Below are 24,654 nucleotides of genomic sequence, written 5' to 3'. Positions count from 1 at the left end.
CTGATTATGGAGCTCACTATGCAGGCTTATTTTGACCAACTCGATCGTGTTCGCTATGAAGGCCCTCAATCGACTAACCCGCTGGCATTTCGTCATTACAATCCCGACGAGCTGGTTTTAGGTAAACGTATGGAAGATCACCTGCGTTTCGCGGCCTGTTACTGGCATACCTTCTGCTGGAACGGCGCGGATATGTTTGGCGTAGGCGCGTTTAATCGTCCATGGCAGCAACCGGGCGAAGCGCTGGAGCTGGCGAAACGCAAAGCGGACGTGGCGTTTGAATTTTTCCACAAACTGAATGTGCCTTTTTATTGCTTCCATGACGTGGATGTGTCGCCGGAAGGCGCGTCGTTGAAAGAATATAAAAACAACTTCGCGCAGATGGTGGATGTGCTGGCGGCGAAACAGGAGCAGAGCGGCGTAAAACTGCTGTGGGGAACGGCGAACTGCTTTACCAACCCGCGCTATGGCGCAGGCGCCGCCACTAACCCGGACCCGGAGGTCTTTAGCTGGGCAGCGACGCAAGTGGTTACGGCAATGAACGCCACGCATAAACTGGGCGGCGAAAATTACGTCCTGTGGGGCGGGCGCGAAGGTTATGAAACGTTGCTGAATACCGATCTGCGCCAGGAACGCGAACAGATTGGCCGCTTTATGCAAATGGTGGTCGAGCACAAACATAAAATGGGTTTCCAGGGCACGCTGCTGATTGAACCGAAACCGCAGGAACCGACAAAACATCAGTATGATTATGACGTTGCAACGGTCTATGGTTTCCTCAAACAGTTCGGCCTGGAAAAAGAGATCAAAGTGAATATTGAGGCGAACCACGCGACGCTGGCGGGCCATTCGTTCCACCATGAAATCGCGACCGCTATCGCGCTGGGTATTTTTGGCTCCGTTGACGCCAACCGCGGCGATGCGCAACTGGGCTGGGATACCGATCAGTTCCCGATTAGCGTTGAAGAGAACGCGCTGGTGATGTACGAAATCCTGAAAGCGGGCGGATTCACGACGGGCGGTCTCAACTTCGACGCCAAAGTTCGTCGCCAGAGCACCGATAAATACGATCTGTTCTACGGTCATATCGGCGCAATGGATACGATGGCGTTGTCGCTGAAAATCGCCGCGCGTATGGTTGAAGACGGCGAGCTGGATAAACGCGTGGCGAAGCGCTATGCCGGCTGGAATGGCGAGCTGGGGCAGCAGATTCTGAAAGGACAACTCTCCTTAGGCGAACTGGCGCAGTATGCGGAGCAGCATAATCTGGCGCCAGTACATCAAAGCGGTCATCAGGAGCTGTTAGAAAATCTGGTTAACCGTTATCTGTTTGATAAATAACCCTATCTACCGGGCGACTCCGCGTTAGCCCGGCCTGTAGTCGTGATTAGCCCGGTAAGCGTAGCGCTGCCGGGCGCTTTCAGTAAAGGAACCCACACTATGTATATCGGGATCGATCTTGGTACATCGGGTGTAAAAGCTATCCTGTTGAATGAGCAGGGCGATGTGCTGGCTACGCATACTGAAAAACTGACCGTATCGCGTCCGCATCCCTTATGGTCGGAACAGGAACCAGAGCAGTGGTGGCAGGCGACGGATCGTGCGGTTAAAGGTTTAGGTCGGCAACAGTCGTTAAGTGGCGTTCGGGCTTTGGGCATCGCCGGACAAATGCATGGCGCGACATTGCTTGATAGCCGTCAGCAGGTCCTGCGACCAGCGATTTTATGGAATGACGGACGCTGTAGCGAAGAGTGCGCCTGGCTGGAAAAACAGGTGCCGCAGTCGCGTGCGATAACCGGTAATCTGATGATGCCCGGTTTTACCGCGCCCAAATTAGTCTGGGTGCAGCGCCACGAACCGGATATTTTCCGCCAGATAGACAAAGTTCTGCTGCCGAAAGATTTTCTGCGGCTGCGAATGACGGGCGTCTTTGCCAGCGATATGTCGGATGCGGCAGGAACGATGTGGCTGGACGTGAAAAAGCGCGACTGGAGCGACGTTATGCTCAACGCCTGTCATTTAACCCGACAGCAGATGCCAGCGTTATTTGAAGGTAGTGACATTACCGGAATGTTGCTGCCAGAGGTAGCCTGCGCATGGGGCATGCCAGCAGTACCTGTGGTGGCGGGCGGCGGCGACAATGCGGCTGGCGCGGTCGGCGTAGGAATGATCGATGCCGGACAGGCGATGCTCTCACTCGGAACATCGGGCGTCTATTTTGCCGTCAGCGACGGCTTTCTGAGTAAACCGGAGAGCGCAGTACACAGTTTTTGCCATGCGCTGCCGGAACGCTGGCATTTAATGTCTGTAATGTTGAGCGCCGCCTCTTGTCTGGACTGGGCGGCTAAACTCACCGGGCAGGAGAACGTCCCGGCGCTGATTGCCGCCGCACAGCAGGCGGATGAGCATACCGATCCGATCTGGTTTTTGCCGTACCTGTCCGGCGAGCGCACGCCGCATAATAATCCGCAGGCAAAAGGCGTTTTCTTTGGTTTAACCCATCAGCATGGCCCGGCGGAACTGGCGCGGGCGGTACTGGAAGGCGTGGGATATGCTCTGGCGGATGGCATGGATGTGGTTCACGCCTGCGGCGTCAAGCCCGCCAGCGTGACGCTTATCGGCGGCGGGGCGCGCAGCGAATACTGGCGTCAGATGCTATCTGATATTAGCGGGCTACAGCTTGATTATCGTACTGGCGGCGATGTGGGACCAGCGCTGGGCGCGGCGCGTCTGGCGCAAATTGCGGTGAATAAACAGACTCCGCTCGCCGATGTATTGCCGCAGTTGCCGCTGGAGCAGGCGCATTATCCTGATGCGCAGCGTCATGCGGTTTATCAACAACGTCGTGAAACCTTCCGTCGACTCTATCAGCAGCTGTTGCCGTTGATGTCATAAGTCAGAATGCCTTTCGGTTTTGGCTGAAAGGCATTTCCCGTAAATATTGATTCTATTGAATTATATCGAAGTAAGTATGTGTGTTTTCTGATTTTTATATTATTGCTAAGCAGGCGCCTTTTTCATCGCTATTTCTTCGCTTAATGTGTCTCACTCAACCACAAGGAGAGTGAGATGGACGATCACGTTGCGCGCAGGAAACGGATATTCGGCCTGGGAATGTTAGTCGTCGGTGCAGTGGTATACCTGGTGGGACTGTGGCCAGGCTGTCATACATTAAGCGAAAAGGGATATTTTTTTGCGGCAATCGTCATGTGCGGTTTTCCTGTCTTAATTCGCCAGGAACACACGGGGAATGACCGCTTGCTTTCTCGTTGTAAATCTTTGCTGTTGCTTGGCATCGGCATGGTCGTGGTCGGCGTATTTAACCTGGCGCTGGCGGGCGCGCTGAAAATACTGTGCCTGGTGGCGCTGGGGGTCAGTATATATGGAACCGATCTTTACGCTTCCTACAGTGATGATGAATGATGGCCGGAGCCATCATTGTCGTTTAGCTAACCCATTTCCGTTTATCAATACGCTGTAACAGCATGGAAAGTAGCAGGCTTCCTGTCACCGTCGCGGCAAAAACCCACACGATATCTAACGGCGGCCAACGTTTTAACTCCAGACCATTAGTACGTAGCGCATGGATAATCAGCGCGTGGAAACCATAAATACCCAGCGAGTGGCGGGAGATAAGCCCCAGTCCAGGTAACGTCCGCGCATTCAGCTTATTTTTAACTACCGTGAACAGTGAGACGGCGCAAATAAACACCATGGGACCGCAATACAGATACCAGGTATCGGCAAAATTTCCGCGCCAGCGTAATTCATGCAATGTGCCGCGAGAAATAACAAATACCGCGATGATGAACAGGGCAGTGCAGATAAGCGTCAGCGATGACTTTTGCGTCTCCATCATTCCAATGGCGCGGCCCAGGATACCGTAGAGAATGTAGTAGAACGTGTCGCCGCTGATATACAGATTGATGGGCAACCATTCAACGCCGCCGATTTTTTGCGGCACAGTATTTGGGTTGGCAATAATACCAATGACCACCATCAGCGTCAGGAGCATTTTGCCGCTCACGTTTTTTACTTGGATTAATGGCGATACCAGGTAGATCACCGCAATCGCAAAGAAAAACCACAGGTGGTAAAACACGGGTTTTTGCAGCGCATTTTTTAGCGAAAGCTCGACGTTGATCGAAGTAAAAAGTGAAATGTAAGCCAGGGCGACAACGCTGTAAAAGATAAGGCAGAGGGCGATACGTAAAAAATGCCGCGGTTGCGCGCAGCGCTCGCCAAAAAAAAGATAGCCTGAAATCATAAAAAACAGGGGAACGCTAACGCGCGAAGCCGAATTCAGGACATTCGCAATATCCCAGTTTAGCGGGCTGACGCTGTGGGCGTTGGTGATGTACCACGTTGTAGTATGGATCATCACTACCATTAAACAGGCGATCCCTCGCAGGTTATCAATCCAGTTAATTTTAGGCTGCATCAGTTCCTCAGCTTCCGTTTCAATAGAGTTCCAGCGCGGTGGCTCACTGGAAAAATCTGACTTTCTACGCTACATCTTGTGATGGCGTAAGGAGATTCGCACAATGTGTCTGTTACCCACAAACCTTAATAATAAGACTGACCAGCAAACCAGACGGTAATAAAAATGATAATGAAGTATTTCTGTACTGTGATGATAGCCATCGCTCTGGTGGGATGCACAGCGACACCGCCACCGACGCAAAAAGCCCAGCAGAGTAAAGTGAGCCCAACACGCACACTGGATATGGAAGCATTGTGTAAAGCCCAGGCGGCGCAGCGTTACAACACTGGCGCACAGAAAATTGCTGTTACCGGCTTCGAGCAGTTTCAGGGGAGCTATGAGATGCGTGGTAATACCTTCCGTAAAGAGAGTTTTGTCTGCTCTTTTGATGCAGATGGGCAGTTTTTACATCTTTCTATGCGGTAAAAGCCGCGCCTGGTGAGGTGTGATGCCGCGAAATCCGGCAATTTTCGCTAAACAAACCGGTTTCATACTGTATATCTCGCATCCAGCGGGTATACTGGCTCCTTCCTTTAAATCCACACGTATCCAGCACGAAATAATATGCAAAAGTTTGATACCAGGACCTTCCAGGGCTTGATCCTGACCTTACAGGATTACTGGGCTCGCCAGGGCTGCACCATTGTTCAACCATTGGACATGGAAGTTGGCGCGGGAACTTCTCATCCAATGACCTGCCTGCGCGCGCTGGGGCCAGAGCCGATGGCGACTGCCTATGTGCAGCCTTCTCGTCGTCCGACCGATGGCCGCTACGGCGAAAACCCGAACCGCTTACAGCACTACTATCAGTTTCAGGTGGTGATTAAGCCATCTCCGGAGAATATTCAGGAGCTGTATCTCGGTTCTCTGAAAGAGCTGGGTATGGACCCGACCATTCACGATATCCGTTTCGTGGAAGATAACTGGGAGAACCCGACGCTGGGCGCCTGGGGACTCGGCTGGGAAGTGTGGCTGAATGGCATGGAGGTGACGCAGTTCACCTACTTCCAGCAGGTCGGCGGCCTGGAGTGCAAGCCGGTGACCGGTGAAATCACCTACGGTCTGGAACGTCTGGCGATGTATATCCAGGGCGTGGACAGCGTTTACGACCTGGTCTGGAGCGATGGCCCGCTGGGTAAAACCACCTACGGCGACGTGTTCCATCAGAACGAAGTGGAGCAGTCCACCTATAACTTTGAATACGCCGATGTGGATTTCTTATTCACCTGCTTCGAGCAGTATGAAAAAGAAGCCCAGCAGCTGCTGGCACTGGAAAACCCGCTGCCGCTGCCGGCCTACGAGCGTATTCTGAAAGCCGCCCATAGCTTCAACCTGCTGGATGCGCGTAAAGCTATCTCCGTCACCGAACGTCAGCGCTACATTTTGCGTATTCGCACCCTGACCAAAGCAGTGGCAGAGGCTTATTATGCTTCCCGTGAAGCCCTCGGCTTCCCGATGTGCAACAAAGACAAGTAAGAGGCGGCCATGTCTGAGAAAACTTTTCTGGTGGAAATCGGCACTGAAGAGCTGCCACCAAAAGCACTGCGCAGTTTGGCTGAGTCCTTTGCTGCGAACTTCACTGCGGAGCTGGATAACGCCGGCCTCGCGCACGGTAACGTTGAATGGTTTGCCGCCCCGCGCCGTCTGGCGCTGAAAGTGGCGAATCTTGCTGAATCTCAGCCCGATCGCGAAGTCGAAAAACGTGGTCCGGCGATTGCCCAGGCGTTCGACGCCGAAGGCAAACCGAGCAAAGCGGCAGAAGGCTGGGCGCGCGGCTGCGGGATCACCGTTGATCAGGCCGAGCGTCTGAAGACCGACAAAGGCGAATGGCTGCTGTATCGCGCCCACGTGAAGGGCGAAAGTACCGAAGCGCTGGTGCCAAACATGGTAGCCACCTCGCTGGCGAAACTACCGATCCCGAAACTGATGCGCTGGGGCGCGTCTGACGTCCACTTCGTGCGTCCGGTACACACTGTGACTCTGCTGCTGGGCGATAAAGTGATTCCGGCGACTATTCTGGGTATTCAGTCTGACCGCGTCATTCGCGGCCATCGCTTTATGGGTCAGCCTGAGTTCACTATCGACAATGCTGACCAGTACCCGCAAATTCTGCTGGAGCGCGGTAAAGTCATTGCGGACTACGAAGCGCGTAAAGCCAAAATCAAAGCGGACGCTGAAGAAGCAGCACGCAAGATTGGCGGTAATGCCGACCTGAGCGAAAGCCTGCTGGAAGAAGTCGCCTCGCTGGTGGAATGGCCGGTGGTATTGACGGCGAAATTCGAAGAGAAATTCCTCGCCGTGCCTGCCGAAGCGCTGGTGTACACCATGAAGGGCGACCAGAAGTATTTCCCGGTTTATGACAACGCGGGCAAGCTGCTGCCGAACTTTATCTTCGTCGCGAATATCGAATCGAAAGATCCGACCCAGATTATCTCCGGTAACGAGAAAGTGGTGCGTCCGCGTCTGGCGGATGCTGAATTCTTCTTCAATACCGACCGTAAAAAACGTCTGGAAGATCATCTGCCGCGTCTGCAAACCGTGCTGTTCCAGCAACAGCTGGGCACGCTGCGCGACAAGACCGACCGTATTCAGGCGCTGGCGGGCTGGATTGCCGGTCAGATTGGCGCTGACGTTAACCACGCCACTCGTGCGGGCCTGCTCTCCAAGTGCGACCTGATGACCAACATGGTCTTCGAGTTCACCGACACCCAGGGTGTGATGGGGATGCACTACGCGCGTCACGATGGTGAAGCGGAAGATGTCGCTGTGGCGCTTAACGAGCAGTATCAGCCGCGCTTTGCCGGTGATGACCTGCCGTCTAACCCGGTGGCCTGTGCGTTGGCGATCGCCGATAAGATGGACACTCTGGCGGGTATCTTCGGTATCGGTCAGCATCCGAAAGGCGACAAAGACCCGTTTGCGCTGCGTCGTGCCGCGCTGGGCGTGCTGCGCATCATCGTTGAGAAGAACCTCGCTCTTGATCTGCAAACGCTGACCGAAGAAGCGGCGCGTCTGTATGGCGACAAGCTGACCAATGCTAACGTAGTCGATGATGTGATCGATTTTATGCTGGGTCGCTTCCGCGCCTGGTATCAGGACGAAGGTTACACCGTCGACACCATCCAGGCGGTACTGGCGCGTCGTCCGACCCGTCCGGCAGATTTCGATGCTCGTATGAAAGCGGTATCGCACTTCCGCACCCTGGAAGAAGCCTCTGCGCTGGCGGCGGCGAACAAGCGCGTCTCCAACATCCTGGCGAAAGCCACTGAGCCGCTGAACGATATCGTCCACGCCTCCGTACTGAAAGAAGCGGCGGAAATTGAGTTGGCCAGACATCTGGTTGTGCTGCGTGATAAGCTTCAGCCGTACTTTGCCGATGGTCGTTATCAGGAAGCGTTGATTGAGCTGGCTGCTCTGCGCGCGCCGGTGGATGAATTCTTCGAAAATGTCATGGTTAACGCGGAAGAGAAAGATATCCGTATCAACCGCCTGACGCTGTTGTCGAAACTACGCGAACTGTTCCTGCAGGTTGCGGATATTTCGTTACTGCAATAAGCGTTCAGTTAATTAAACAAAAACCTGCTTTCGGGCAGGTTTTTTTATAATATAAATAGTATCAGTCGATTCGCTAATAATTCTGTAACTCATAGACGCGGTTATTTCTATTGATTGGCAAAAAATATTTCAGGAATACATTAACGCTGGCGGTACGGATATTGGCGTTAGAATAGCTACGGGTGCTTGAGACTGTTTGTCTCAGGTATTCACCAAAAGGCAGACAGAGAAAATCCCCACCTGACTATACCCAAAATAATTCGAGTTGCTTAAAGGCGGCAAGGGAGTGAGTCCCCAGGAGCATAGATAACTATGTGACTGGGGTGAGCGAGCGTAGCCAACACATAAGCAACTTGAAGTATGAAGGGTATATAAATCAAAAGTGCACTGCGCCCATATTGATCTCTTCAATAACGAAGTGATCTCCTGCAGTATTTCAGAATGTCCAACCATGCCGATGATCGATGACATACTCATGAAGGCATTTGCCAGACCTGATGCGGGTACCAATCCGGTTCTTCATTCAGATCAGGGCTGGCAATACCGTCATTGATGGTACCAGTATCAGTTACGAGAGTTTGGCATCATCCAAAGTATGTCCCGCAAAGGCAACTGCCTTGATAATGCCTGTGCAGAATGTTTTTTCGGGACTTTAAAATCAGAAAGTTTTTACACCAGTAAATTTAAGGATATTGATGAACTTAAGATAGCTATTGAGGATTACATACGATACTACAATACCCGACGAATTAGCCTTAGATTTAACGGACTCAGCCCGGTTGAATACCGCCTAAAGAGCTATCAAGGCAGAAATTAACAAGGTCTGTACAGGGATGCTATCAGGAAACCTGAACGTCGGTGGATACGCTCACGCAAATGTCTGCTATGAGCGAATAGCGGAAGTTCACAGTTGATCTCGCAGCCAAATAGTCGCATTGCTAACAATGCTGTATGTTAATCAACGGCGAGCAGGTCCGGTGGCTTAAATAGATATTTGCCGACCTAGGTCTGGAAAGTTACGAGTTAAAAGATTTCGTAGAAAAAAACTTTAAAATCATTGATAAAATTCTAGAGCGTCAACTATCTGACAGTGCAATTTGCCATGTACTTACGCCAAGCATGGAGGTCATTATCGCTGAGCAGGACGGTATATTTTCTCCAAGCCGAAATACGCCGAGATGAACTGGTGATCTGAGCGTTGACCGAAATAATAGAATACTATCCGCCATACAGTTTTAAGAAGCTATTTCAGGAACTCCGAAGATAGGGCTGCTGCTTGAATCTTAAGCGTGTACACCGGATTTATTGCCTGCTGAAGCCAAATTTTCATCGTAAAGGAAAGCGAGGTCTGCCGGTGCGTAATCCGACTCTGTTGATAAAACCGGAATTGCTGAATCAGTTCTGAAATAACGACTTTATGCAGGATGCGTTTGTCTACGACAGACGCTTCCGGATCTTCAATTTGGTAGATGGTTTTCATCATGGGATGCAGGTGATAGGAATCGATCTGTATATCCCGGCTCAATGTATCATCCGGGTACTGTATCGGATAGACATCCTGGTTTTTTATCTGTTCAAAACACTGAACGAGGTACGGGACGTCACAGAGCATCAGCTGACAGATACAACAGCGAGCTACCTCAATAATCCCTTAAGAATCTGATATCGGAGGAATACGGTCTGATGGTTGAAAAAACGGAAGTCGAAAAAGTGTGTAGGGAAAAAGAGGTGAGCTTTCACCTAATGTGGTTTGCATTGGCTTAGTTAGGAAGTTAATATCTTATAAATCAGTCCGTTTAATATGAGGTGTGAATATTTCACATGAATTACTTCTGGATTACGCAAAGCCCATGGTCACAAAAAAAAGAACTTGAGAATGGTTGGATCAGCGCAAGGCCCGCAAAAAAATACAACCATTATAGAGAAATGGTTAAAACCATTAAGAAAGGCGACCTCATTTTTTTCTGTAGCCGTGGGGTAATAAATCATGTAGGATTTGCGCTCGCTTCGTCTATGTCAGAAACTGACAAAACAGGTGAGATCTGGAAGGTGAAGATTAAATCTTATTAGTTGGAAATGCCAATAGAGATTAGTAATCACAGTGAATATCTATTAGAAAAAAGAGCAGAGAAGTATTCGCCAATCACTTATTTAGGCACCGTACATCAAGGCTATTGCTCAGTAATTAGCAAGGTAATTGCATGGTATTTACTTTCAAGGGCAGGAGTATATTATAAAAATAACAGTATAGTTGAATTAGAAAAATCTATAGGATACAGAGATACGAAATCGGTAAGCCATAGAGTTTCAAACTTAAATGCTTTGATGTCTTCTCTCTCTAGAGAGAACATTTTAGACACACTAGATAAGTTTGGTGAGTTGATATATTCTGATTATAAATACCAAAACTCTACAACCTATGACCTGGAATATGATGGAGTTAGATATCCACCTAAAGTCATTTTTGGTATTTCAGCTATTGCATTGATTAATAGACCTTTGTTTGCTGATGAGTTTAGCGGAGGAGTCAATTCACCTTGTTTTCATATATTAGAAGCACTTGGTTTTAACATCGTTAAAAAGAATAAATCTAGTGATGGCAATGAATTTGAAGATATTGATTTTCTAATCAATGATATTGAAATGATTGGAAATGACGATTCACTCTCGGTAACAGAACGCGAACAGCTTATAGCCGCACGTAAAGGTCAAGGAAAGTACAGAAAAGAATTAATTAAACTATATGGGAAATGCATCGTTACTGGTATTCCGTATGAATTTATGCTTAGAGCAAGCCACATCAAGCCCTGGAGAGTATCAAATAATAAAGAACGTCTTGACCCTTTTAATGGTTTTTTACTTTCTTCAAATGTGGATATTTTATTTGATAAAGGTTTCTTGAGCTTTGAAAATAGTGGTGAGTTAATTTTATGCGATGAGTTAAAAAATGAATTCACGCTTCGTCTTTTGGGAATCGACTTACGCAAAAAAGTGATGATACCCCTAGGCACTTTCCAATATCTAGATTGGCATCGTAAAAATGTTTTTGGACGATGCAAAGGAAAATAAACCCCAATGCCTTTGAGTCAGTATATATTTAAAATATACTGACTTGATTGTGTTAGAACCAAATCCCACATTAGAATTTTGGCTGTTTTGATTTGTCATAACAGCTTTTGGAAAATGAGGCCTCGTTATCCATATAGGCAATACTTGTTAAAACCACTTTACATGTTAAATTGCCAACACTAAAATCTTTGGATTTTCCCAGTTCGAGAGTGTAAGGTTCATTATCGAATTGCCCCTCTACGGTAGTGCTATAAACATTTTGCGCGGATATATATAAATTATTTTCTGTTAATGCATAAGATTTGCCTCTTTTTAATATAAAATCATCATGTTTTGATACAACCGTTTGTAAGTATTCATTGGCAGAGTTTAAAGCGGCTTCTGTTTTCATCATCTTGGATCTGATATCTTTGTTTTCGAGTTTTAACTTATCATTTTCTAACTCTAAATAATTCAACCTGTTTCTTTCGTCTATTCTTAAATTAAGAGATTCAACTGATTTATTTATTTTTAATAAAGTCTCAGGTAGCTTCCATTCATTTGATTTTTCATATGCTGAAATTTGATTATTTAAATCATTTATAGTTTCGGAATAGGTATAGTCAAAAAAAGTCCAAAGACCACCTATGGTAGTTAAAAAAAGACCAGTAACGTATTTGGGGTTCCACCCGCTACTATTTTTATCAGTAGGTTCCATGTCAACAATTCTCAAATGTTAAATTAAATAGAATATATCATTTGAACTCTAAGACAATCAATAACATATACTTAAAGTGTTGCATCCCGTGGGCTTCTGTGGCAACCAGGAGAATGCCTTTGACTAATTCGTCTCTCCGGCTCCGCCAGATTAGTAACGCGCTGGCAAAACCTCAGAAAATCGAGCCCATGTAAATTTGACGTTATGTCCTGCTGTGACTTAGTAGCTACCTTATGCTTGTTGGGCTTTGTTAATTTATCTGACTAAATTTTAAATATTCTGATCAATCTAGGGGAGCTTAAACTACCCGATACTAGGATCGGCATGAGGTTTTCAAGAGATCCTCCATCAACCCAACCCGATTCTGATCCGGATATGCAATCATCGCTTCATAATACCCATCCCCGGTCATGCGTGGTGGGCTTAGTAGTACTCCGTTCAGAAACGCCAACTCCACCATCTGTTGTGGTAGACTGAATTTGGCCTAACCAGCTCCCCGTTGATTAACATAGACTGCTCATTCAGCGTCCGCTGCTGGCACAAAGCGGACATCAGTATTCAAAAAATGAAAAACGACGACTTGATGTATATCGTTTGCTATACATGGTGGTTGTGCTATCATTGTAAAGCAAATGCTATACAAGGGGTGTCTCATGAAATCAGATGTTCAACTTAACCTTAGAGCTAAGGAATCGCAGCGGGCGCTCATTGATGCAGCTGCGGAAATCCTTCACAAGTCACGTACAGATTTCATTCTGGAAACGGCCTGCCAGGCTGCCGAGAAAGTGATCCTTGACCGCCGTGTATTTAACTTTAACGATGAGCAATATGAGGAGTTCATCAATCTGCTTGATGCACCGGTCGCAGATGATCCCGTTATCGAAAAACTGCTGGCAAGGAAACCTCAGTGGGACGTGTAACAGCACCAGAACCTTTGTCCGCTTTTCATCAGGTAGCTGAGTTCGTCAGCGGTGAAGCTGTGCTCGATGACTGGTTGAAGCAAAAGGGCCTCAAAAACCAGGCTCTCGGAGCGGCCAGAACATTTGTGGTGTGCAAGAAAGACACGAAGCAAGTAGCCGGTTTTTACTCTCTGGCCACCGGTAGCGTCAACCATACAGAAGCGACAGGCAACCTTCGGCGTAACATGCCAGATCCCATCCCTGTCATTATACTTGCCCGTCTTGCTGTCGATCTCTCATTCCATGGAAAAGGGCTTGGTGCTGATTTACTTCATGATGCAGTGCTTCGTTGCTATCGGGTTGCCGAGAATATTGGTGTACGTGCAATCATGGTTCATGCACTTACCGAAGAAGCCAAAAATTTCTACATTCACCATGGTTTCAAATCATCACAAACTCAGCAGCGAACTTTGTTCCTTAGGCTCCCTCAATAGAATGCAAAGACTGTTACGTTCAAATCGCTATAAGCGATAATTTGATAGAACGTCTAAGGTTAAATTCAGGAAGAATACGACGAACAAAATATTGATGAGACAGGAATCCGCGTGATGCAAGAAAGCAACGGAATGGATATTCCGATTGCGGACAATGTTATTTAGTTATAGCCAGAAACAAAAAAGAGCCCATGTATTAAATGGACTCTTTCTCTGATGCCTCGGTTAATCTGTCCAGGTTTTTGGGGTCAGTACAAAGTGAGCCCACCTCTGCCATTCTTGTGGCGTTATGCATTCTCAAGGCACCCTGTTAATTTTATCTTGTTGGCGCTTTGTAGGCCCGATAACCCATTATGTTATCGGGCATTTTTTTAACGTAATGGTAATTCCGTCAGACAGGTCTGGCTGTCATCTCTGGTGGCAATGGCATGTGACGCCGTTTTACCGTTGTAGCTTACTTCCAGCGTCCCTTCCATATTGCGCGGTAGCCAAACACCGATAAATCCGTTTCGATAGCTTTGCATCTCTTTTTGTACGATGACAGCGCCTTTACTGTCTGTCACTTTTACAGTGAACGGTTTATTCGGCATTTCTCCCTGACAGCCGGAAAGGCTGTGGTTAAAACAGGGGTGTGTCCGCCATTCATAGGGCGCAAAAGAGAGATAGAATTTGTCGCCTAACGGTAGCGTATAAATCTGCTCTCCGTCAGATAATTTGAGCTCGGTACTGGTAATCGACGCGGAGTAAGGCAAAGGACGGCTCTGCGGCGTCTGATCAATCGTATCCACGATCTGCTCAACCGTTTTTCCCGCCAGCCCATGTTGCGCCAGAAAAGCGGATTCTGCGGATGCCGCAAGCGCGGAGCCGCTGGCGCATAAACCCAAAAGTAATAACCATGATGATTTCGACATAACTTCAATTCCTTGTGAACAATCTCCCTGCCTACTATAGGGGTTCCCCTAAGGGAAAGGTCAAAGGAACGCAGGGTAAAGTAATGCAAAGTTATGCTGGGGGAGAGGGGGAATTGGAATAAAAAAAATCCCCGCCATCAGGCAGGGATTCAAAATTCTGAGCTTTTTAAGCTTACAGGCTGGTTACGTTACCAGCTGCCGGGCCTTTAGCGCCGCTTTCGATGGTGAAGGAAACTTTCTGACCTTCGTCCAGAGATTTGTAACCATCGTTCTGAATAGCGGAGAAGTGTACAAACACGTCTTTAGAACCGTCATCAGGAGTAATAAAGCCGAAGCCTTTATCAGCGTTGAACCATTTTACGATACCAGTCATTTTACCGGACATAGTGTATTACCTTTTAAAAAATAAGTGTGCCTTTCGGCGTTATGGCGTGCTTTACAGATTTTTTAAGCGTTAAGGAAATGCGCACTACGAGGGGTATCTAATGGATAACTCTTGAAGGGACTTGCCTTACTAAACTGCTTTAATGGTCTGTACGTCAAACCGTTGAGCACATTAACTCATGTAATGCCGGGCGATGCAACTTTTATTTTACTTTATTTCTCCAGGTCAGGAATCGGGCGGGGAAAACGGTCCTTACGCAGGACCGTTAAAACAGAGAGGGGTAAAAATTACTCCATCAATTGCTTACTTAAGCGTGGGTTCGCCTGTATCAGGCGCATCAATTTGAGCTCTGCTGGCGTGGGTTTTTCGCGTTTCGATTCCCATTCCTGAACCATGGCAACCGTTACGCCCAGCGCTCTGGCGAATTCATCTGTTTTTAGTCCCGTCCCTCTCCGTAACTGTTCAAATTCGGTAAAAGGATTGGGTTTTTGCGTCAGGGTGATCTTTCGCGTTTCATCTTTAAAAACAATTTGTTCCAGGCTGCTCAGCAGCTCAAACATCGGATCTTTATATTCCATTGAGAACTCCTGTAAATCACACAGCGGGATCGTGAAGTGCATCGAAGCCTCTTAAGAATAGTCGGGAAACTTGCGGGTGGGGGGCGACGCGCCGCCAGGAAGCGCTATCGATTCGTTTCGATGCCTTACGCTACGCGACTTTTAGGACGCTAACAATTTGATCCAGGAAGGTATATCCGTCTTTCAGAAAATAATTGTAAAGATTAAAAAAATATTACATTCCCCGCTGGAAAGCTCTCTTGCCGCGTTTTTTATCGCAGTGTCAGGTCAAAAATTAACAATAAAATAACAAATTAAGCATTGATGCAGATAAACATAATTTTCCGCTACAAGATCGCGTGGAAAGGGTATCCTGCAAGCCTGACCTGGACTATCCTTGTAAGCCGTCAGGCACGCAGGTGTCGTTGTGCGCATTTTTGGGTGAAAGGAGTATTAACAATGGCGACAGGTAAGTCCTGCTCTCGCTGGTTTGCGCCTGTTGTGGCGTTATTAATGGTGTTTAGCCTGAGCGGGTGTTTTGATAAAGAAGGCGATCAGCGCAAAGCGTTTGTCGATTTCCTGCAGAATACAGCAATGCGTAGCGGAGAGCGTTTACCAACGCTGACGGCCGATCAGAAAAAACAGTTTGGTCCGTTCGTGTCTGATTACGCGATACTGTATGGCTACTCGCAGCAGGTAAACCAGGCGATGGATTCCGGTCTGCGCCCGGTGGTCGATAGCGTTAACGCCATCCGCGTTCCGCAGGATTATATGACGCAACGTGAGCCGCTGCGGCAGGCAAATGGTTCGTTAGGCGTGCTGGCGCAACAGTTGCAGAATGCAAAACTGCAGGCTGATGCCGCGCATGGCGCGTTAAAGCAGGCCGATGACCTGAAACCTGTGTTTGATCAGGTCTACAAAAAAGTAGTCACCGTGCCGGCAGATGCTTTGCAGCCGCTGATCCCGGCGGCGCAGATCTTTACGCAGCAGTTGGTACAAGTGGGCGATTATATTGCGCAACAGGGCGAGCAGGTGAGCTTTGTCGCGAACGGCATTCAGTTCCCGACCTCACAGCAGGCCAGCCAATATAATGCGCTGATTGGGCCGTTGGCCTCGCAGCATCAGGCGTTTAATCAGGCCTGGACGGCGGCGGTAAACGCGACCCAGTAATGACAGTCTGCCCGATAAGCGCAAGCCAGCGCTTATCGGGCCTGTAGCGTTATCCCGCCGCCTGCGGATTGACGCAGTTCTTCTCTATTTTTCCCTGCAGCGCATCAATCAAATTATCCACCGCACAGGCCATCATGTTATAGCGCGTCTCATGCGTTGCCGAGCCAATATGCGGTACCGCGACGACATTAGACATGTTCAGCAAGGGCGAATCCACGGATAGCGGTTCCTGTTCAAAAACATCCAGACCTGCCGCATATATTTCACCGTTTTGCAGCGCGGCAATCAGCGCGTTTTCATCGACCACCGGGCCGCGTCCGGCATTAATAAAAATGGCGGACGATTTCATTCTGGCAAACTGTGTTGCGCCAAACAGATGTCGCGTTTCTGCCGTTAGCGGCAGGATCACGCAGACAAAATCAGCCTCCTGCAACAACGTATCCAGATCGCAGTAGCGGGCGTTAAACCGGTCTTCCGCCTCCTGATGCCGCCGACGGGCGTGATAGAGAACCGGCATGGTAAACCCAAAGTGCGCTCGCTGCGCCAGCGCCATCCCGATACGCCCCATCCCAACGATACCGAGTGTTTTGTGATGCACATCGACGCCAAACCATGCCGGGCCAATGCTTTCCGTCCATTCACCCGCTTTAACCCGTTCTGCGACGTCCACCACGCGGCGGGCAGTGGCCAGCATCAACGCCATCACCGTATCGGCAACGGTTTCCGTCAAAACGGCAGGCGTGTGCATCAGGACTATTTTGCGGGCAGTAAGGGCGTCCACCTCGACATTATCGTATCCCACCGAGATGGTCGACGCCGCGCGTAGCGCCGGCATTTTTTCCAGCAGCGCGCGGTTAACGGTTTCGCTGGCGCCCAGAAGGCCTTGCGCGCTGGCAAATGCCTGCGCGTGTCGCGCTACCGTTTCCGGATGCAGGTTCGGTACCTGGGTGACGGTAAAATGCGCCTCCAGGCGATGCAGCAAATCATCAGGCAGGGTTTTGTAGAGAATGATGGACGGCTTCATGCGACTCTCCGTAAATCAAAAGGTAAGCGCGGCATGCGCCAACCGGAACAGGCTTATTATTAACCCGTTTAGCCATCATCGACCAGCCAATTTCCCCGCTGTCGGCAGCCGTGTCGTGGTAAATGATGAATGAATACCGAATGATGCGCGATGTATCCGGTTTGGCGAGGGAATGGCGAGGGAGTAATGCAGGCCGGGTAAAGCATACCGCTTTACCCGGTACGGTAGTTTACTGCAATGGACTCAAGGTAATTTCGACGCGGCGGTTTTGCGCCTTACCTTCTGCCGTACTGTTGCTGGCGATCGGGTTCGCCGGACCCATTCCGCTGGTACGGATACGGCTGGCGTCGACGCCCTGGGTGATCAGCGAGCTGGCGACGGAGTCAGCACGCTGCTGCGACAGACGCATATTCAGATCGTGGCTACCGGTACTGTCGGTGTAGCCCACCACATTGACGGCGGTCTTGGGATACTCTTTCAGCACCATCGCCACGCCGGTCAGCGTGTTAGCGCCTGCTGGTTTCAGCGTCGCGCTGCTGCTGTCGAAGGTGACATTATTCGGCATATTCAGAATGATATTATCGCCGCTTCGCGTCACGCTAACGCCTGTGCCCCGCATTTTGTCACGCAGTTTCGCTTCTTGTACGTCCATGTAGTAACCCACGCCGCCGCCCAGCGCCGCGCCAGCCGCCGCGCCAATCAGCGCGCCTTTACCGCGATCTTTTTTGGAGGAGGAGAGCGCGCCGATGCCTGCGCCGACCAGCGATCCAATACCCGCGCCAATGCCGGATTTACCTGCTTCGCGTTCGCCGGTGTAAGGGTTTGTTGTGCAGCCAGATACTGCCAGGGCGCCGCTCACGATGGCAGCAATCACAAATACACGTTTTTTCATCTTAAATCCTTATCACTTTTTTATTTTTACCACAGCGACCGTGGCGGTTGATTATGACGTCTGCACATGAAGAAAATTCCAGGGAAAACTCTGAAATTTGTAAGTAACATTGATCGGCAAAATAAATAATCCCAATAATTCAGGAGCGAACCTTGACCCACGTACCATCGCGTCATTCGGTATTGACCGCCGCACACTGGGGGCCAGTCCGCGTTGAAACCGACGGAGAACGCATTTTTGCCTCGTATGGCGAACTCCCGACGGCACACCAAAACTCCCTGCAAACCGTTGTGCATGACCAGGTTCACAGTAAAACGCGGGTTCGCTTCCCGATGGTGCGTAAAGGGTTCCTGGCTTCTCCCGATAAGCCGCAAGGCATACGCGGGCAGGATGAGTTTGTTCGCATAAGTTGGGATGACGCGCTGGATCTGATCCACGCTCAGCACAAACGTATTCGCGAAAGTTATGGACCATCGTCCATCTTCGCTGGCTCCTACGGTTGGCGTTCGAACGGCGTATTGCATAAAGCGGCTACGCTATTGCAGCGTTACATGGCGCTGGCGGGAGGGTATACCGGCCATCTTGGCGATTATTCCACCGGCGCGGCGCAGGCTATCATGCCTTATGTAGTGGGTGGCAACGAGGTTTACCAGCAGCAGACTAGCTGGCCGGTGGTGCTGGAACACAGCGAGGTGGTGGTGCTCTGGAGCGCGAACCCGCTGAATACTCTGAAAATTGCCTGGAACGCCTCGGATGAACAGGGGCTCGACTATTTTGCGGCGTTGCGACAAAGCGGCAAACGCCTGATCTGCATCGATCCGATGCGATCGGAAAGCGTCGACTTTTTTGGCGATAAGATGGAGTGGATCGCCCCACATATGGGCACCGATGTGGCGTTAATGTTGGGAATCGCCCATACGCTGGTGGAAAACGGTTGGCAGGATGAAGCGTTCCTTGCCCGCTGCACAACGGGTTATGACCGCTTCGCCGACTATCTTTTGGGCACGACCGACGGTACGGCCAAAACAGCGGAATGGGCGGCGGAAATTTGCGGCGTTTCTGCGGTGAAAATCCGCGAACTGGCGGAAATATTTCATCATAACACCACCATGTTGATGGCCGGTTGGGGAATGCAGCGTCAGCAGTTCGGCGAGCAAAAGCACTGGATGATCGTCACGCTGGCCGCAATGCTGGGGCAAATTGGTACGCCTGGCGGCGGGTTTGGTTTTTCTTATCATTTTGCTAACGGCGGAAACCCGACGCGCCGCGCCGCCGTGTTAGCCTCGATGCAGGGAAGCCTCCCTGGCGGGGTCGATGCGGTAGATAAAATACCGGTGGCGCGTATTGTCGAGGCGCTGGAAAACCCCGGTGGGTTTTACCAACACAATGGGATGGATCGCCGCTTCCCGGATATTCGTTTTATCTGGTGGGCGGGCGGCGCGAACTTTACCCATCATCAGGATACCAACCGTCTGATTCGCGCGTGGCAAAAACCGGAACTGGTCGTTATCTCAGAATGTTTCTGGACGGCCGCCGCGAAACACGCGGATATTGTTCTGCCTGCGACCACCAGCTATGAGCGTAACGATTTAACCATGACCGGCGACTATAGCAATCAGCATTTGGCGCCGATGAAGCAGGTCGTGTCGCCCCGGTGGGAGGCGCGGAATGATTTTGACGTTTTTGCTGAACTGAGCGAACGGTGGGAAGCCGGCGGTTACGCTCGGTTCACCGAAGGAAAAAGTGAGCTGGCGTGGCTGGAGACTTTCTACAATATTGCCGCCCAGCGTGGCGCCAGCCAGGGGGTGACGCTGCCGCCGTTTACCGCATTCTGGCAGGCTAACCGTTTACTGGAGATGCCGGAAAATCCCGCCAACGCGCAGTTTGTGCGCTTCGCGGATTTTCGCCGCGATCCTGATAACCATCCGCTAAAAACGGCCAGCGGCAAAATCGAAATCTATTCTGCGCGCATTGCCAGCTATGGTTACGCGGATTGTCCCGGCCATCCGATGTGGCTGGTGCCGGATGAGTGGCACGGGAACGCTGATGCGGGGCAGGTTCAGCTACTTTCCGCGCATCCGGCGCACCGTCTGCATAGCCAGCTTAACTACAGTTCGTTACGGGAGCGGTATGCGGTAGCCGGACGCGAACCGGTGACGATTCATCCGCAGGATGCGACAACGCGTGGAATCGTCGATGGCGATACGGTACGCGTCTGGAATCATCGCGGGCAGGTTCTGGCGGGCGCGGTCGTTACCGACGGAATTCGGCCTGGCGTGATCTGTATTCACGAAGGCGCATGGCCGGACCCTGAACCTACCGCAGGCGGCATATGCAAAAACGGCGCGGTAAACGTCCTGACAAAAGATCTTCCCAGTTCCCGGCTGGGGAACGGTTGTGCGGGCAACACCGCGCTGGTCTGGTTTGAGAAATATACCGGCCCGGCGCTACCGCTTACGGCGTTTGATCCGCCTGCCAACTCATAATCCAGGTGGGGTGGGCGGTATCCTCCTGCCAGGCGCTATCTTCAATACGAAAACCAAGCGCATGGTAGAAGTTTACGGCGGATTGATTTTTCTGGTAAACCTCAAGGCTCAGCAGAGGAAAACGTTGCTGGACATATTCCAGAAGCGCTTTGCCAATGCCGTGTCTTAACGCGTCGGGGGCGACAAACAGCGCCCCGACAAAACGGGCTTCCAGTACGCTGACGAAGCCTTTCAGTTGTCCATTTTCCTCCCATACCCAGGTTTGCGCGGCGGGTAAATAGACGTCGCGTACAATTGCTTCGCTCTCGTGCCAGTAACGTTCTTCGATAAAGGGATGGGCATAAATGGTACTTTTCATCCACAGCGCCAGAATAGACGCCATGTCTTCACTCTGGGATTTGCGAATCATGTTTTTCTCCCGGATGGCAAAAACAGCCGGTAATATGGTCGTTGACCAGTCCGCACGCCTGCATAAAGGAGTAACAGATAGTCGTACCGACAAACTTGAAGCCGCGTTTTTTCAATGCCTTAGCAAGCGCATCGGACGCAGGTGTTGAGGTAGGGATCTCATCCAGGCTGGCCGCCTGGGTGATCTGCGGCTGGCCATCAACGAATGACCAGACAAAATCGGCGAAAGACTCGCCGTTTTGCTCCATCGCAAGCCAGGCGCGGGCGTTACTGATAATGGCCTGAATTTTACCGCGATGTCGTATGATGCCCGTGTTCTGCAGCAGGCGTTCAACATCCTCCTCCTGCATAGCTGCGATGTGTACCGGGTCAAATTGATGAAAACAGGCGCGGTAGTTCTCTCTCTTTTTAAGCACGGTGATCCAGGATAAACCGGCCTGTTGACCTTCAAGACAGATCATTTCAAACAGCTTTCTGCTATCGGTTTCCGGCACGCCCCACTCGTTATCATGATAGGCAATATAAAGGGGGTCCTGGCTGACCCAGTCGCAACGCTGCATAGACTTCCTCGTTATTGTGGTTACCGCGAAAATTTCCTTCAACCCGCCTTGACGGGCCCGCTAAAAGGACAATAGTTAATACAGGGCTGATGCCCGACATCCTTCATTCAATGACAATAATATCGCCGAATTCGGCTCTACTCTGGAGTCGCGTTGATGATTGTAAGAAAACGCCGTGGTCGCCGGACATTGCGTTGTCTGGCGGGCCTTATGGCCTGCTCGTTTTTTATCAATACCACGTATGCCTGGCAACAAGAATATATCGCTGAAGCGGCTCCGGGGCATACGACGGAACGCTATACCTGGGACAGCGATCACCAACCGAATTACAACGACATACTGGCCGAACGTATTCAGTCTACGCAAAATACGGTGGGTCCGGTGCTTAGCCTGGCGGATGAAACCCCGCTTGATGCGACCAGCGGTATCAGTATGGGCTGGAATTTTCCGCTTTCCCGACGCGTGACCACTGGGCCGGTCGCGGCGCTGCATTACGACGGTTCGACGTCATCAATGTATAACGAATATGGCGATAGCGCGACGACATTAGCGCTTACCGATCCGTTATGGCACGCCAGCGTCAGTAAGTTAGGCTGGCGGGTAAACTCGCAGTTCGGCGATGTCCGTCCCTGGGCGCAAATTAGCTATAACCAACAGTTTGGGGAAAATATCTGGAAAGCGCAGTCCGGATTGAGTCGTATGACCGCAGGAAATCAGGCGGGAAACTGGCTGGATGTCACCGTAGGCGCGGACGTGTTACTTAACCCGCACATGGCGGCGTATGCGGCGTTTTCCCAGGCGGAAAACAGCGCTACGGATAGCGATTATTTGTATACCCTGGGGGTGAGCGCTCGCTTTTAACGAGATAAACCACCGCCTGGACTTATTAGAAGTTCATCTAATACCCTGTCTATATATTTACAAAAATATATAGGTCAATCACATTCTCTATAGACACTTTTTGCGCTTCCTGTGGTCTACTTAGCCGCGCTGGTAGACTTTCTCACATCTGCGTTAGCCGCATATTTACCTGTTTGATTAAAGAATCGTTGTACAGGTCGTTTTTATCCCGATTCCCAGGGTTTGTTTGCATGAGATACATTAAATCGATGACGCAACAGAAACTTAGTTTCTTGCTTGCGCTCTATATCGGTCTGTTTATGAATTGCGCCGTGTTTTACCGCCGTTTCGGCAGTTATGCGCAAGAATTTACCATTTGGAAAGGCCTCTCCGCAGCTGTCGAACTTGGCGCCACGGTGCTGGTCACTTTCTTCTTACTTCGTCTTCTTTCACTGTTTGGCCGACGCGTCTGGCGCGTGCTGGCCACGCTGGTGGTGCTGTTTTCCGCTGGCGCCAGTTATTACATGACCTTCCTGAACGTGGTGATTGGCTACGGCATTATTGCGTCTGTTATGACCACCGATATCGATCTCTCGAAAGAGGTGGTGGGGCTGCACTTCGTATTGTGGCTGATTGCCGTGAGCGTGCTTCCGCTCATCTTTATCTGGAGTAACCACTGTCGCTACACGTTGTTGCGCCAGCTACGTACGCCGGGGCAGCGTTTTCGCAGCGCCGCTGTAGTGGTACTCGCAGGCGTAATGGTGTGGGCGCCTATCCGCCTGCTGGATATACAGCAAAAAAAGGTTGAACGGGCGACAGGTATCGACTTACCCAGCTATGGCGGCGTGGTGGCGAACTCCTATCTGCCTTCAAACTGGTTATCTGCGTTAGGGCTGTATGCCTGGGCGCAGGTAGATGAGTCGTCGGACAATAATTCGTTAATAAACCCGGCCAGGAAATTTACCTATGTTGCGCCGAAGGATGGGGATGACACCTACGTCGTTTTCATTATCGGTGAGACGACCCGTTGGGATCACATGGGGATTTTCGGCTACGAGCGTAATACCACGCCGAAGCTGGCGCAGGAAAAAAATCTGGCGGCGTTCCGCGGCTATTCTTGCGATACCGCGACGAAGCTTTCTTTACGCTGTATGTTTGTACGGGAAGGCGGGGCGGATAATAACCCGCAGCGTACCTTAAAAGAGCAGAATGTGTTTGCCGTTCTCAAACAGCTCGGATTCAGTTCCGATCTGTACGCCATGCAGAGCGAGATGTGGTTCTATAGCAATACCATGGCGGATAATATCTCCTACCGCGAGCAGATCGGCGCCGAGCCGCGTAACCGTGGTAAAACGGTTGATGACATGCTGTTGATTGATGAGATGCAGAACTCGCTTGCCCAGAATCCGGAGGGTAAGCATCTGATTATCTTGCATACTAAGGGGTCGCATTTTAACTATACGCAACGTTATCCGCGCAGCTACGCTCAGTGGAAGCCCGAATGTATTGGGGTCGATAGCGGCTGCACGAAAGCGCAGATGATCAACTCTTACGATAACTCCGTGACCTATGTGGATCACTTTATTACCAGTGTGTTCGATCAGCTACGTGATAAAAAAGCGATTGTGTTCTACGCGGCTGACCACGGCGAGTCGATTAACGAACGCGAACATTTGCACGGTACGCCGCGCAATATGGCGCCGCCGGAGCAATTCCGTGTTCCGATGCTGGTATGGATGTCGGATAAATATCTTGCCAGTCCGCAACATGCGCAGATGTTCGCTCACCTGAAGCAGCAGGCGGAGATCAAAGTGCCGCGTCGTCATGTGGAGCTATACGATACGATAATGGGCTGCCTGGGGTATACATCGCCGGATGGCGGCATTAACCAGAACAACAACTGGTGCCATATTCCCGATGCGCAGAAAGTCGCCGCGAAGTAGGTTGTCTGCCGACTTTCTCGCCGATTGAATTGTATTTTGCGACTAAGGGATTGACGGGCGTGCGCCTGAGCAGTAAGATGCGCCCGCATTCGGTGATTGGCGCAGCCTGGTAGCGCACTTCGTTCGGGACGAAGGGGTCGGAGGTTCGAATCCTCTATCACCGACCAAATTCAGAAACCCTGCTCAATGAGCAGGGTTTTTTTGTATCGGAAGCCTGACGAGGATGAGAACCTCCGGGGGCAAGAGGTTCGACTCGAGCGCAGCGAGAGAACGTTGCGTCA

The 24,654-nt window shown here is 50.4% G+C and carries 22 protein-coding genes, 1 tRNA gene, 1 other RNA gene and 2 pseudogenes (1 of these 26 cut by a window edge); 17 read left to right on the top strand and 9 right to left on the bottom strand.

The genetic code is table 11. The annotated features are described in order from the left end of the window. The first annotated feature begins 18 nt into the window (after positions 1 to 18). The 3 genes from xylA to ACLJPE_RS16170 all read left to right on the top strand — a co-directional run bounded on the left by xylA (position 19) and on the right by ACLJPE_RS16170 (position 3,423). Entirely contained in the window at positions 19 to 1,341 is a 1,323-nt protein-coding gene (gene xylA, locus ACLJPE_RS16180) for a xylose isomerase (protein ID WP_001149561.1), read from the top strand. A gap of 99 nt (positions 1,342 to 1,440) precedes the next feature. Next, on the top strand, positions 1,441 to 2,895 hold the full coding sequence (xylB, locus tag ACLJPE_RS16175; RefSeq protein ID WP_000275319.1) for a xylulokinase: 1,455 nt from the start codon (positions 1,441 to 1,443) through the stop codon (positions 2,893 to 2,895). A gap of 174 nt (positions 2,896 to 3,069) precedes the next feature. Next, positions 3,070 to 3,423 (top strand): YiaA/YiaB family protein, encoded by a 354-nt coding sequence (locus tag ACLJPE_RS16170; RefSeq protein ID WP_000340933.1) that lies wholly within the window; start codon positions 3,070 to 3,072, stop codon positions 3,421 to 3,423. A 22-nt stretch (positions 3,424 to 3,445) separates the two neighbouring features. Here ACLJPE_RS16170 and ACLJPE_RS16165 read toward each other — a convergent pair whose 3' ends face one another. Continuing rightward, entirely contained in the window at positions 3,446 to 4,441 is a 996-nt protein-coding gene (locus tag ACLJPE_RS16165) for an acyltransferase (RefSeq protein WP_001182575.1), read from the bottom strand. Between the two features lie 165 nt (positions 4,442 to 4,606). Between ACLJPE_RS16165 and ACLJPE_RS16160 the strand changes: the two genes are divergently transcribed. From ACLJPE_RS16160 to ACLJPE_RS16135, 6 genes and pseudogenes are all read left to right on the top strand, one after another. Further along, a complete protein-coding gene (locus ACLJPE_RS16160) occupies positions 4,607 to 4,909 on the top strand; it encodes a YsaB family lipoprotein (RefSeq protein ID WP_000605592.1) in 303 nt (100 codons plus the stop codon). Positions 4,910 to 5,047: 138 nt separating this feature from the next. Further along, positions 5,048 to 5,959, top strand: a complete 912-nt coding sequence (glyQ, locus tag ACLJPE_RS16155) for a glycine--tRNA ligase subunit alpha (protein ID WP_001168556.1) — start codon at positions 5,048 to 5,050, stop codon at positions 5,957 to 5,959. 9 nt (positions 5,960 to 5,968) lie between these two features. Beyond that, positions 5,969 to 8,038, top strand: a complete 2,070-nt coding sequence (gene glyS / locus ACLJPE_RS16150; protein WP_001291744.1) for a glycine--tRNA ligase subunit beta — start codon at positions 5,969 to 5,971, stop codon at positions 8,036 to 8,038. A 397-nt stretch (positions 8,039 to 8,435) separates the two neighbouring features. Further along, a pseudogene (locus ACLJPE_RS16145) lies at positions 8,436 to 8,855 on the top strand (transposase); the annotation flags it as partial. Between the two features lie 173 nt (positions 8,856 to 9,028). Then, positions 9,029 to 9,802: pseudogene (locus tag ACLJPE_RS16140) on the top strand (IS3 family transposase); the annotation flags it as partial. Between the two features lie 312 nt (positions 9,803 to 10,114). Beyond that, entirely contained in the window at positions 10,115 to 11,107 is a 993-nt protein-coding gene (locus ACLJPE_RS16135; protein ID WP_001528230.1) for an HNH endonuclease, read from the top strand. Between the two features lie 70 nt (positions 11,108 to 11,177). Here the strand turns inward: ACLJPE_RS16135 and ACLJPE_RS16130 are convergent, their stop codons facing one another. Next, positions 11,178 to 11,804, bottom strand: a complete 627-nt coding sequence (locus tag ACLJPE_RS16130; RefSeq protein WP_130559547.1) for a hypothetical protein — start codon at positions 11,802 to 11,804, stop codon at positions 11,178 to 11,180. Between the two features lie 632 nt (positions 11,805 to 12,436). On the opposite strand from ACLJPE_RS16130, the gene ACLJPE_RS16125 reads away from it, so the two are divergent. Further along, positions 12,437 to 12,724: a DUF1778 domain-containing protein gene (locus ACLJPE_RS16125; protein WP_000965886.1), complete on the top strand. Its 288-nt coding sequence runs from the start codon at positions 12,437 to 12,439 to the stop codon at positions 12,722 to 12,724. Next, positions 12,712 to 13,197: a GNAT family N-acetyltransferase gene (locus ACLJPE_RS16120; RefSeq protein WP_000533909.1), complete on the top strand. Its 486-nt coding sequence runs from the start codon at positions 12,712 to 12,714 to the stop codon at positions 13,195 to 13,197. The genes ACLJPE_RS16125 and ACLJPE_RS16120 overlap by 13 nt, the downstream gene beginning before the upstream one ends. A 371-nt stretch (positions 13,198 to 13,568) precedes the next feature. On the opposite strand, the gene cueP is transcribed toward ACLJPE_RS16120, so the two are convergent. The 3 genes from cueP to ACLJPE_RS16105 form a co-directional block, all read right to left on the bottom strand. After that, a complete protein-coding gene (gene cueP / locus ACLJPE_RS16115) occupies positions 13,569 to 14,108 on the bottom strand; it encodes a copper-binding periplasmic metallochaperone CueP (protein ID WP_000047140.1) in 540 nt (179 codons plus the stop codon). A 172-nt stretch (positions 14,109 to 14,280) separates the two neighbouring features. After that, entirely contained in the window at positions 14,281 to 14,493 is a 213-nt protein-coding gene (cspA, locus tag ACLJPE_RS16110; RefSeq protein ID WP_000014594.1) for an RNA chaperone/antiterminator CspA, read from the bottom strand. Between the two features lie 287 nt (positions 14,494 to 14,780). Continuing rightward, positions 14,781 to 15,071, bottom strand: a complete 291-nt coding sequence (locus ACLJPE_RS16105) for an HTH-type transcriptional regulator (protein WP_000455790.1) — start codon at positions 15,069 to 15,071, stop codon at positions 14,781 to 14,783. A 438-nt stretch (positions 15,072 to 15,509) separates the two neighbouring features. On the opposite strand from ACLJPE_RS16105, the gene ACLJPE_RS16100 reads away from it, so the two are divergent. Then, positions 15,510 to 16,220, top strand: a complete 711-nt coding sequence (locus ACLJPE_RS16100; RefSeq protein ID WP_000190524.1) for a DUF3053 domain-containing protein — start codon at positions 15,510 to 15,512, stop codon at positions 16,218 to 16,220. Between the two features lie 49 nt (positions 16,221 to 16,269). Here ACLJPE_RS16100 and ghrB read toward each other — a convergent pair whose 3' ends face one another. Next, positions 16,270 to 17,244, bottom strand: a complete 975-nt coding sequence (gene ghrB, locus ACLJPE_RS16095; protein WP_000804678.1) for a glyoxylate/hydroxypyruvate reductase GhrB — start codon at positions 17,242 to 17,244, stop codon at positions 16,270 to 16,272. 229 nt (positions 17,245 to 17,473) lie between these two features. Further along, on the bottom strand, positions 17,474 to 18,136 hold the full coding sequence (locus ACLJPE_RS16090) for an OmpA family lipoprotein (protein ID WP_000747548.1): 663 nt from the start codon (positions 18,134 to 18,136) through the stop codon (positions 17,474 to 17,476). A gap of 152 nt (positions 18,137 to 18,288) precedes the next feature. On the opposite strand from ACLJPE_RS16090, the gene ACLJPE_RS16085 reads away from it, so the two are divergent. Further along, positions 18,289 to 20,622 carry a molybdopterin guanine dinucleotide-containing S/N-oxide reductase gene (locus ACLJPE_RS16085; protein WP_023233424.1) on the top strand — a complete coding sequence of 778 codons (2,334 nt, stop codon included), beginning with the start codon at positions 18,289 to 18,291 and terminating at the stop codon, positions 20,620 to 20,622. Here ACLJPE_RS16085 and ACLJPE_RS16080 read toward each other — a convergent pair. Together ACLJPE_RS16080 and tag are read right to left on the bottom strand one after the other, a co-directional pair. Beyond that, positions 20,591 to 21,031 carry an N-acetyltransferase gene (locus ACLJPE_RS16080; protein ID WP_000619902.1) on the bottom strand — a complete coding sequence of 147 codons (441 nt, stop codon included), beginning with the start codon at positions 21,029 to 21,031 and terminating at the stop codon, positions 20,591 to 20,593. The two genes, ACLJPE_RS16085 and ACLJPE_RS16080, sit on opposite strands and share 32 nt — an antisense overlap. Next, a complete protein-coding gene (gene tag / locus ACLJPE_RS16075; protein ID WP_001608639.1) occupies positions 21,009 to 21,590 on the bottom strand; it encodes a DNA-3-methyladenine glycosylase I in 582 nt (193 codons plus the stop codon). The genes ACLJPE_RS16080 and tag overlap by 23 nt, the downstream gene beginning before the upstream one ends. Before the next feature lie 156 nt (positions 21,591 to 21,746). Here tag and ACLJPE_RS16070 point away from each other — a divergent pair, with 156 nt between their 5' ends. From ACLJPE_RS16070 to ACLJPE_RS16055, 4 genes are all read left to right on the top strand, one after another. Continuing rightward, positions 21,747 to 22,451 (top strand): autotransporter outer membrane beta-barrel domain-containing protein, encoded by a 705-nt coding sequence (locus tag ACLJPE_RS16070; RefSeq protein WP_023233423.1) that lies wholly within the window; start codon positions 21,747 to 21,749, stop codon positions 22,449 to 22,451. 230 nt (positions 22,452 to 22,681) lie between these two features. After that, positions 22,682 to 24,373 (top strand): kdo(2)-lipid A phosphoethanolamine 7''-transferase, encoded by a 1,692-nt coding sequence (gene eptB / locus ACLJPE_RS16065; protein ID WP_023251479.1) that lies wholly within the window; start codon positions 22,682 to 22,684, stop codon positions 24,371 to 24,373. A gap of 90 nt (positions 24,374 to 24,463) precedes the next feature. Next, a tRNA-Pro gene (locus ACLJPE_RS16060) sits at positions 24,464 to 24,540 on the top strand. A gap of 35 nt (positions 24,541 to 24,575) precedes the next feature. Next, a non-coding RNA gene (locus tag ACLJPE_RS16055) (RtT sRNA) lies at positions 24,576 to 24,654 on the top strand (it continues 155 nt past the right edge of the window).

This window comes from Salmonella sp. SAL04196 (assembly GCF_046550835.1).
Classification (GTDB): Bacteria; Pseudomonadota; Gammaproteobacteria; order Enterobacterales; family Enterobacteriaceae; genus Salmonella; species Salmonella enterica.
The sequence above is the reverse complement of the archived record's forward strand: the minus strand, read 5'-3'. Positions and strand labels throughout refer to the sequence as shown.

Coding starts and splice junctions, on each gene's coding strand:
- xylA (WP_001149561.1), top strand. CDS start 19: ATGCAGGCTTATTTTGACCAACTCGATCGTGTTCGCTATGAAGGCCCT.
- xylB (WP_000275319.1), top strand. CDS start 1,441: ATGTATATCGGGATCGATCTTGGTACATCGGGTGTAAAAGCTATCCTG.
- ACLJPE_RS16170 (WP_000340933.1), top strand. CDS start 3,070: ATGGACGATCACGTTGCGCGCAGGAAACGGATATTCGGCCTGGGAATG.
- ACLJPE_RS16165 (WP_001182575.1), bottom strand. CDS start 4,441: ATGCAGCCTAAAATTAACTGGATTGATAACCTGCGAGGGATCGCCTGT.
- ACLJPE_RS16160 (WP_000605592.1), top strand. CDS start 4,607: ATGATAATGAAGTATTTCTGTACTGTGATGATAGCCATCGCTCTGGTG.
- glyQ (WP_001168556.1), top strand. CDS start 5,048: ATGCAAAAGTTTGATACCAGGACCTTCCAGGGCTTGATCCTGACCTTA.
- glyS (WP_001291744.1), top strand. CDS start 5,969: ATGTCTGAGAAAACTTTTCTGGTGGAAATCGGCACTGAAGAGCTGCCA.
- ACLJPE_RS16135 (WP_001528230.1), top strand. CDS start 10,115: ATGCCAATAGAGATTAGTAATCACAGTGAATATCTATTAGAAAAAAGA.
- ACLJPE_RS16130 (WP_130559547.1), bottom strand. CDS start 11,804: ATGGAACCTACTGATAAAAATAGTAGCGGGTGGAACCCCAAATACGTT.
- ACLJPE_RS16125 (WP_000965886.1), top strand. CDS start 12,437: ATGCTATACAAGGGGTGTCTCATGAAATCAGATGTTCAACTTAACCTT.
- cueP (WP_000047140.1), bottom strand. CDS start 14,108: ATGTCGAAATCATCATGGTTATTACTTTTGGGTTTATGCGCCAGCGGC.
- cspA (WP_000014594.1), bottom strand. CDS start 14,493: ATGTCCGGTAAAATGACTGGTATCGTAAAATGGTTCAACGCTGATAAA.
- ACLJPE_RS16105 (WP_000455790.1), bottom strand. CDS start 15,071: ATGGAATATAAAGATCCGATGTTTGAGCTGCTGAGCAGCCTGGAACAA.
- ACLJPE_RS16100 (WP_000190524.1), top strand. CDS start 15,510: ATGGCGACAGGTAAGTCCTGCTCTCGCTGGTTTGCGCCTGTTGTGGCG.
- ghrB (WP_000804678.1), bottom strand. CDS start 17,244: ATGAAGCCGTCCATCATTCTCTACAAAACCCTGCCTGATGATTTGCTG.
- ACLJPE_RS16090 (WP_000747548.1), bottom strand. CDS start 18,136: ATGAAAAAACGTGTATTTGTGATTGCTGCCATCGTGAGCGGCGCCCTG.
- ACLJPE_RS16080 (WP_000619902.1), bottom strand. CDS start 21,031: ATGATTCGCAAATCCCAGAGTGAAGACATGGCGTCTATTCTGGCGCTG.
- tag (WP_001608639.1), bottom strand. CDS start 21,590: ATGCAGCGTTGCGACTGGGTCAGCCAGGACCCCCTTTATATTGCCTAT.
- ACLJPE_RS16070 (WP_023233423.1), top strand. CDS start 21,747: ATGATTGTAAGAAAACGCCGTGGTCGCCGGACATTGCGTTGTCTGGCG.
- eptB (WP_023251479.1), top strand. CDS start 22,682: ATGAGATACATTAAATCGATGACGCAACAGAAACTTAGTTTCTTGCTT.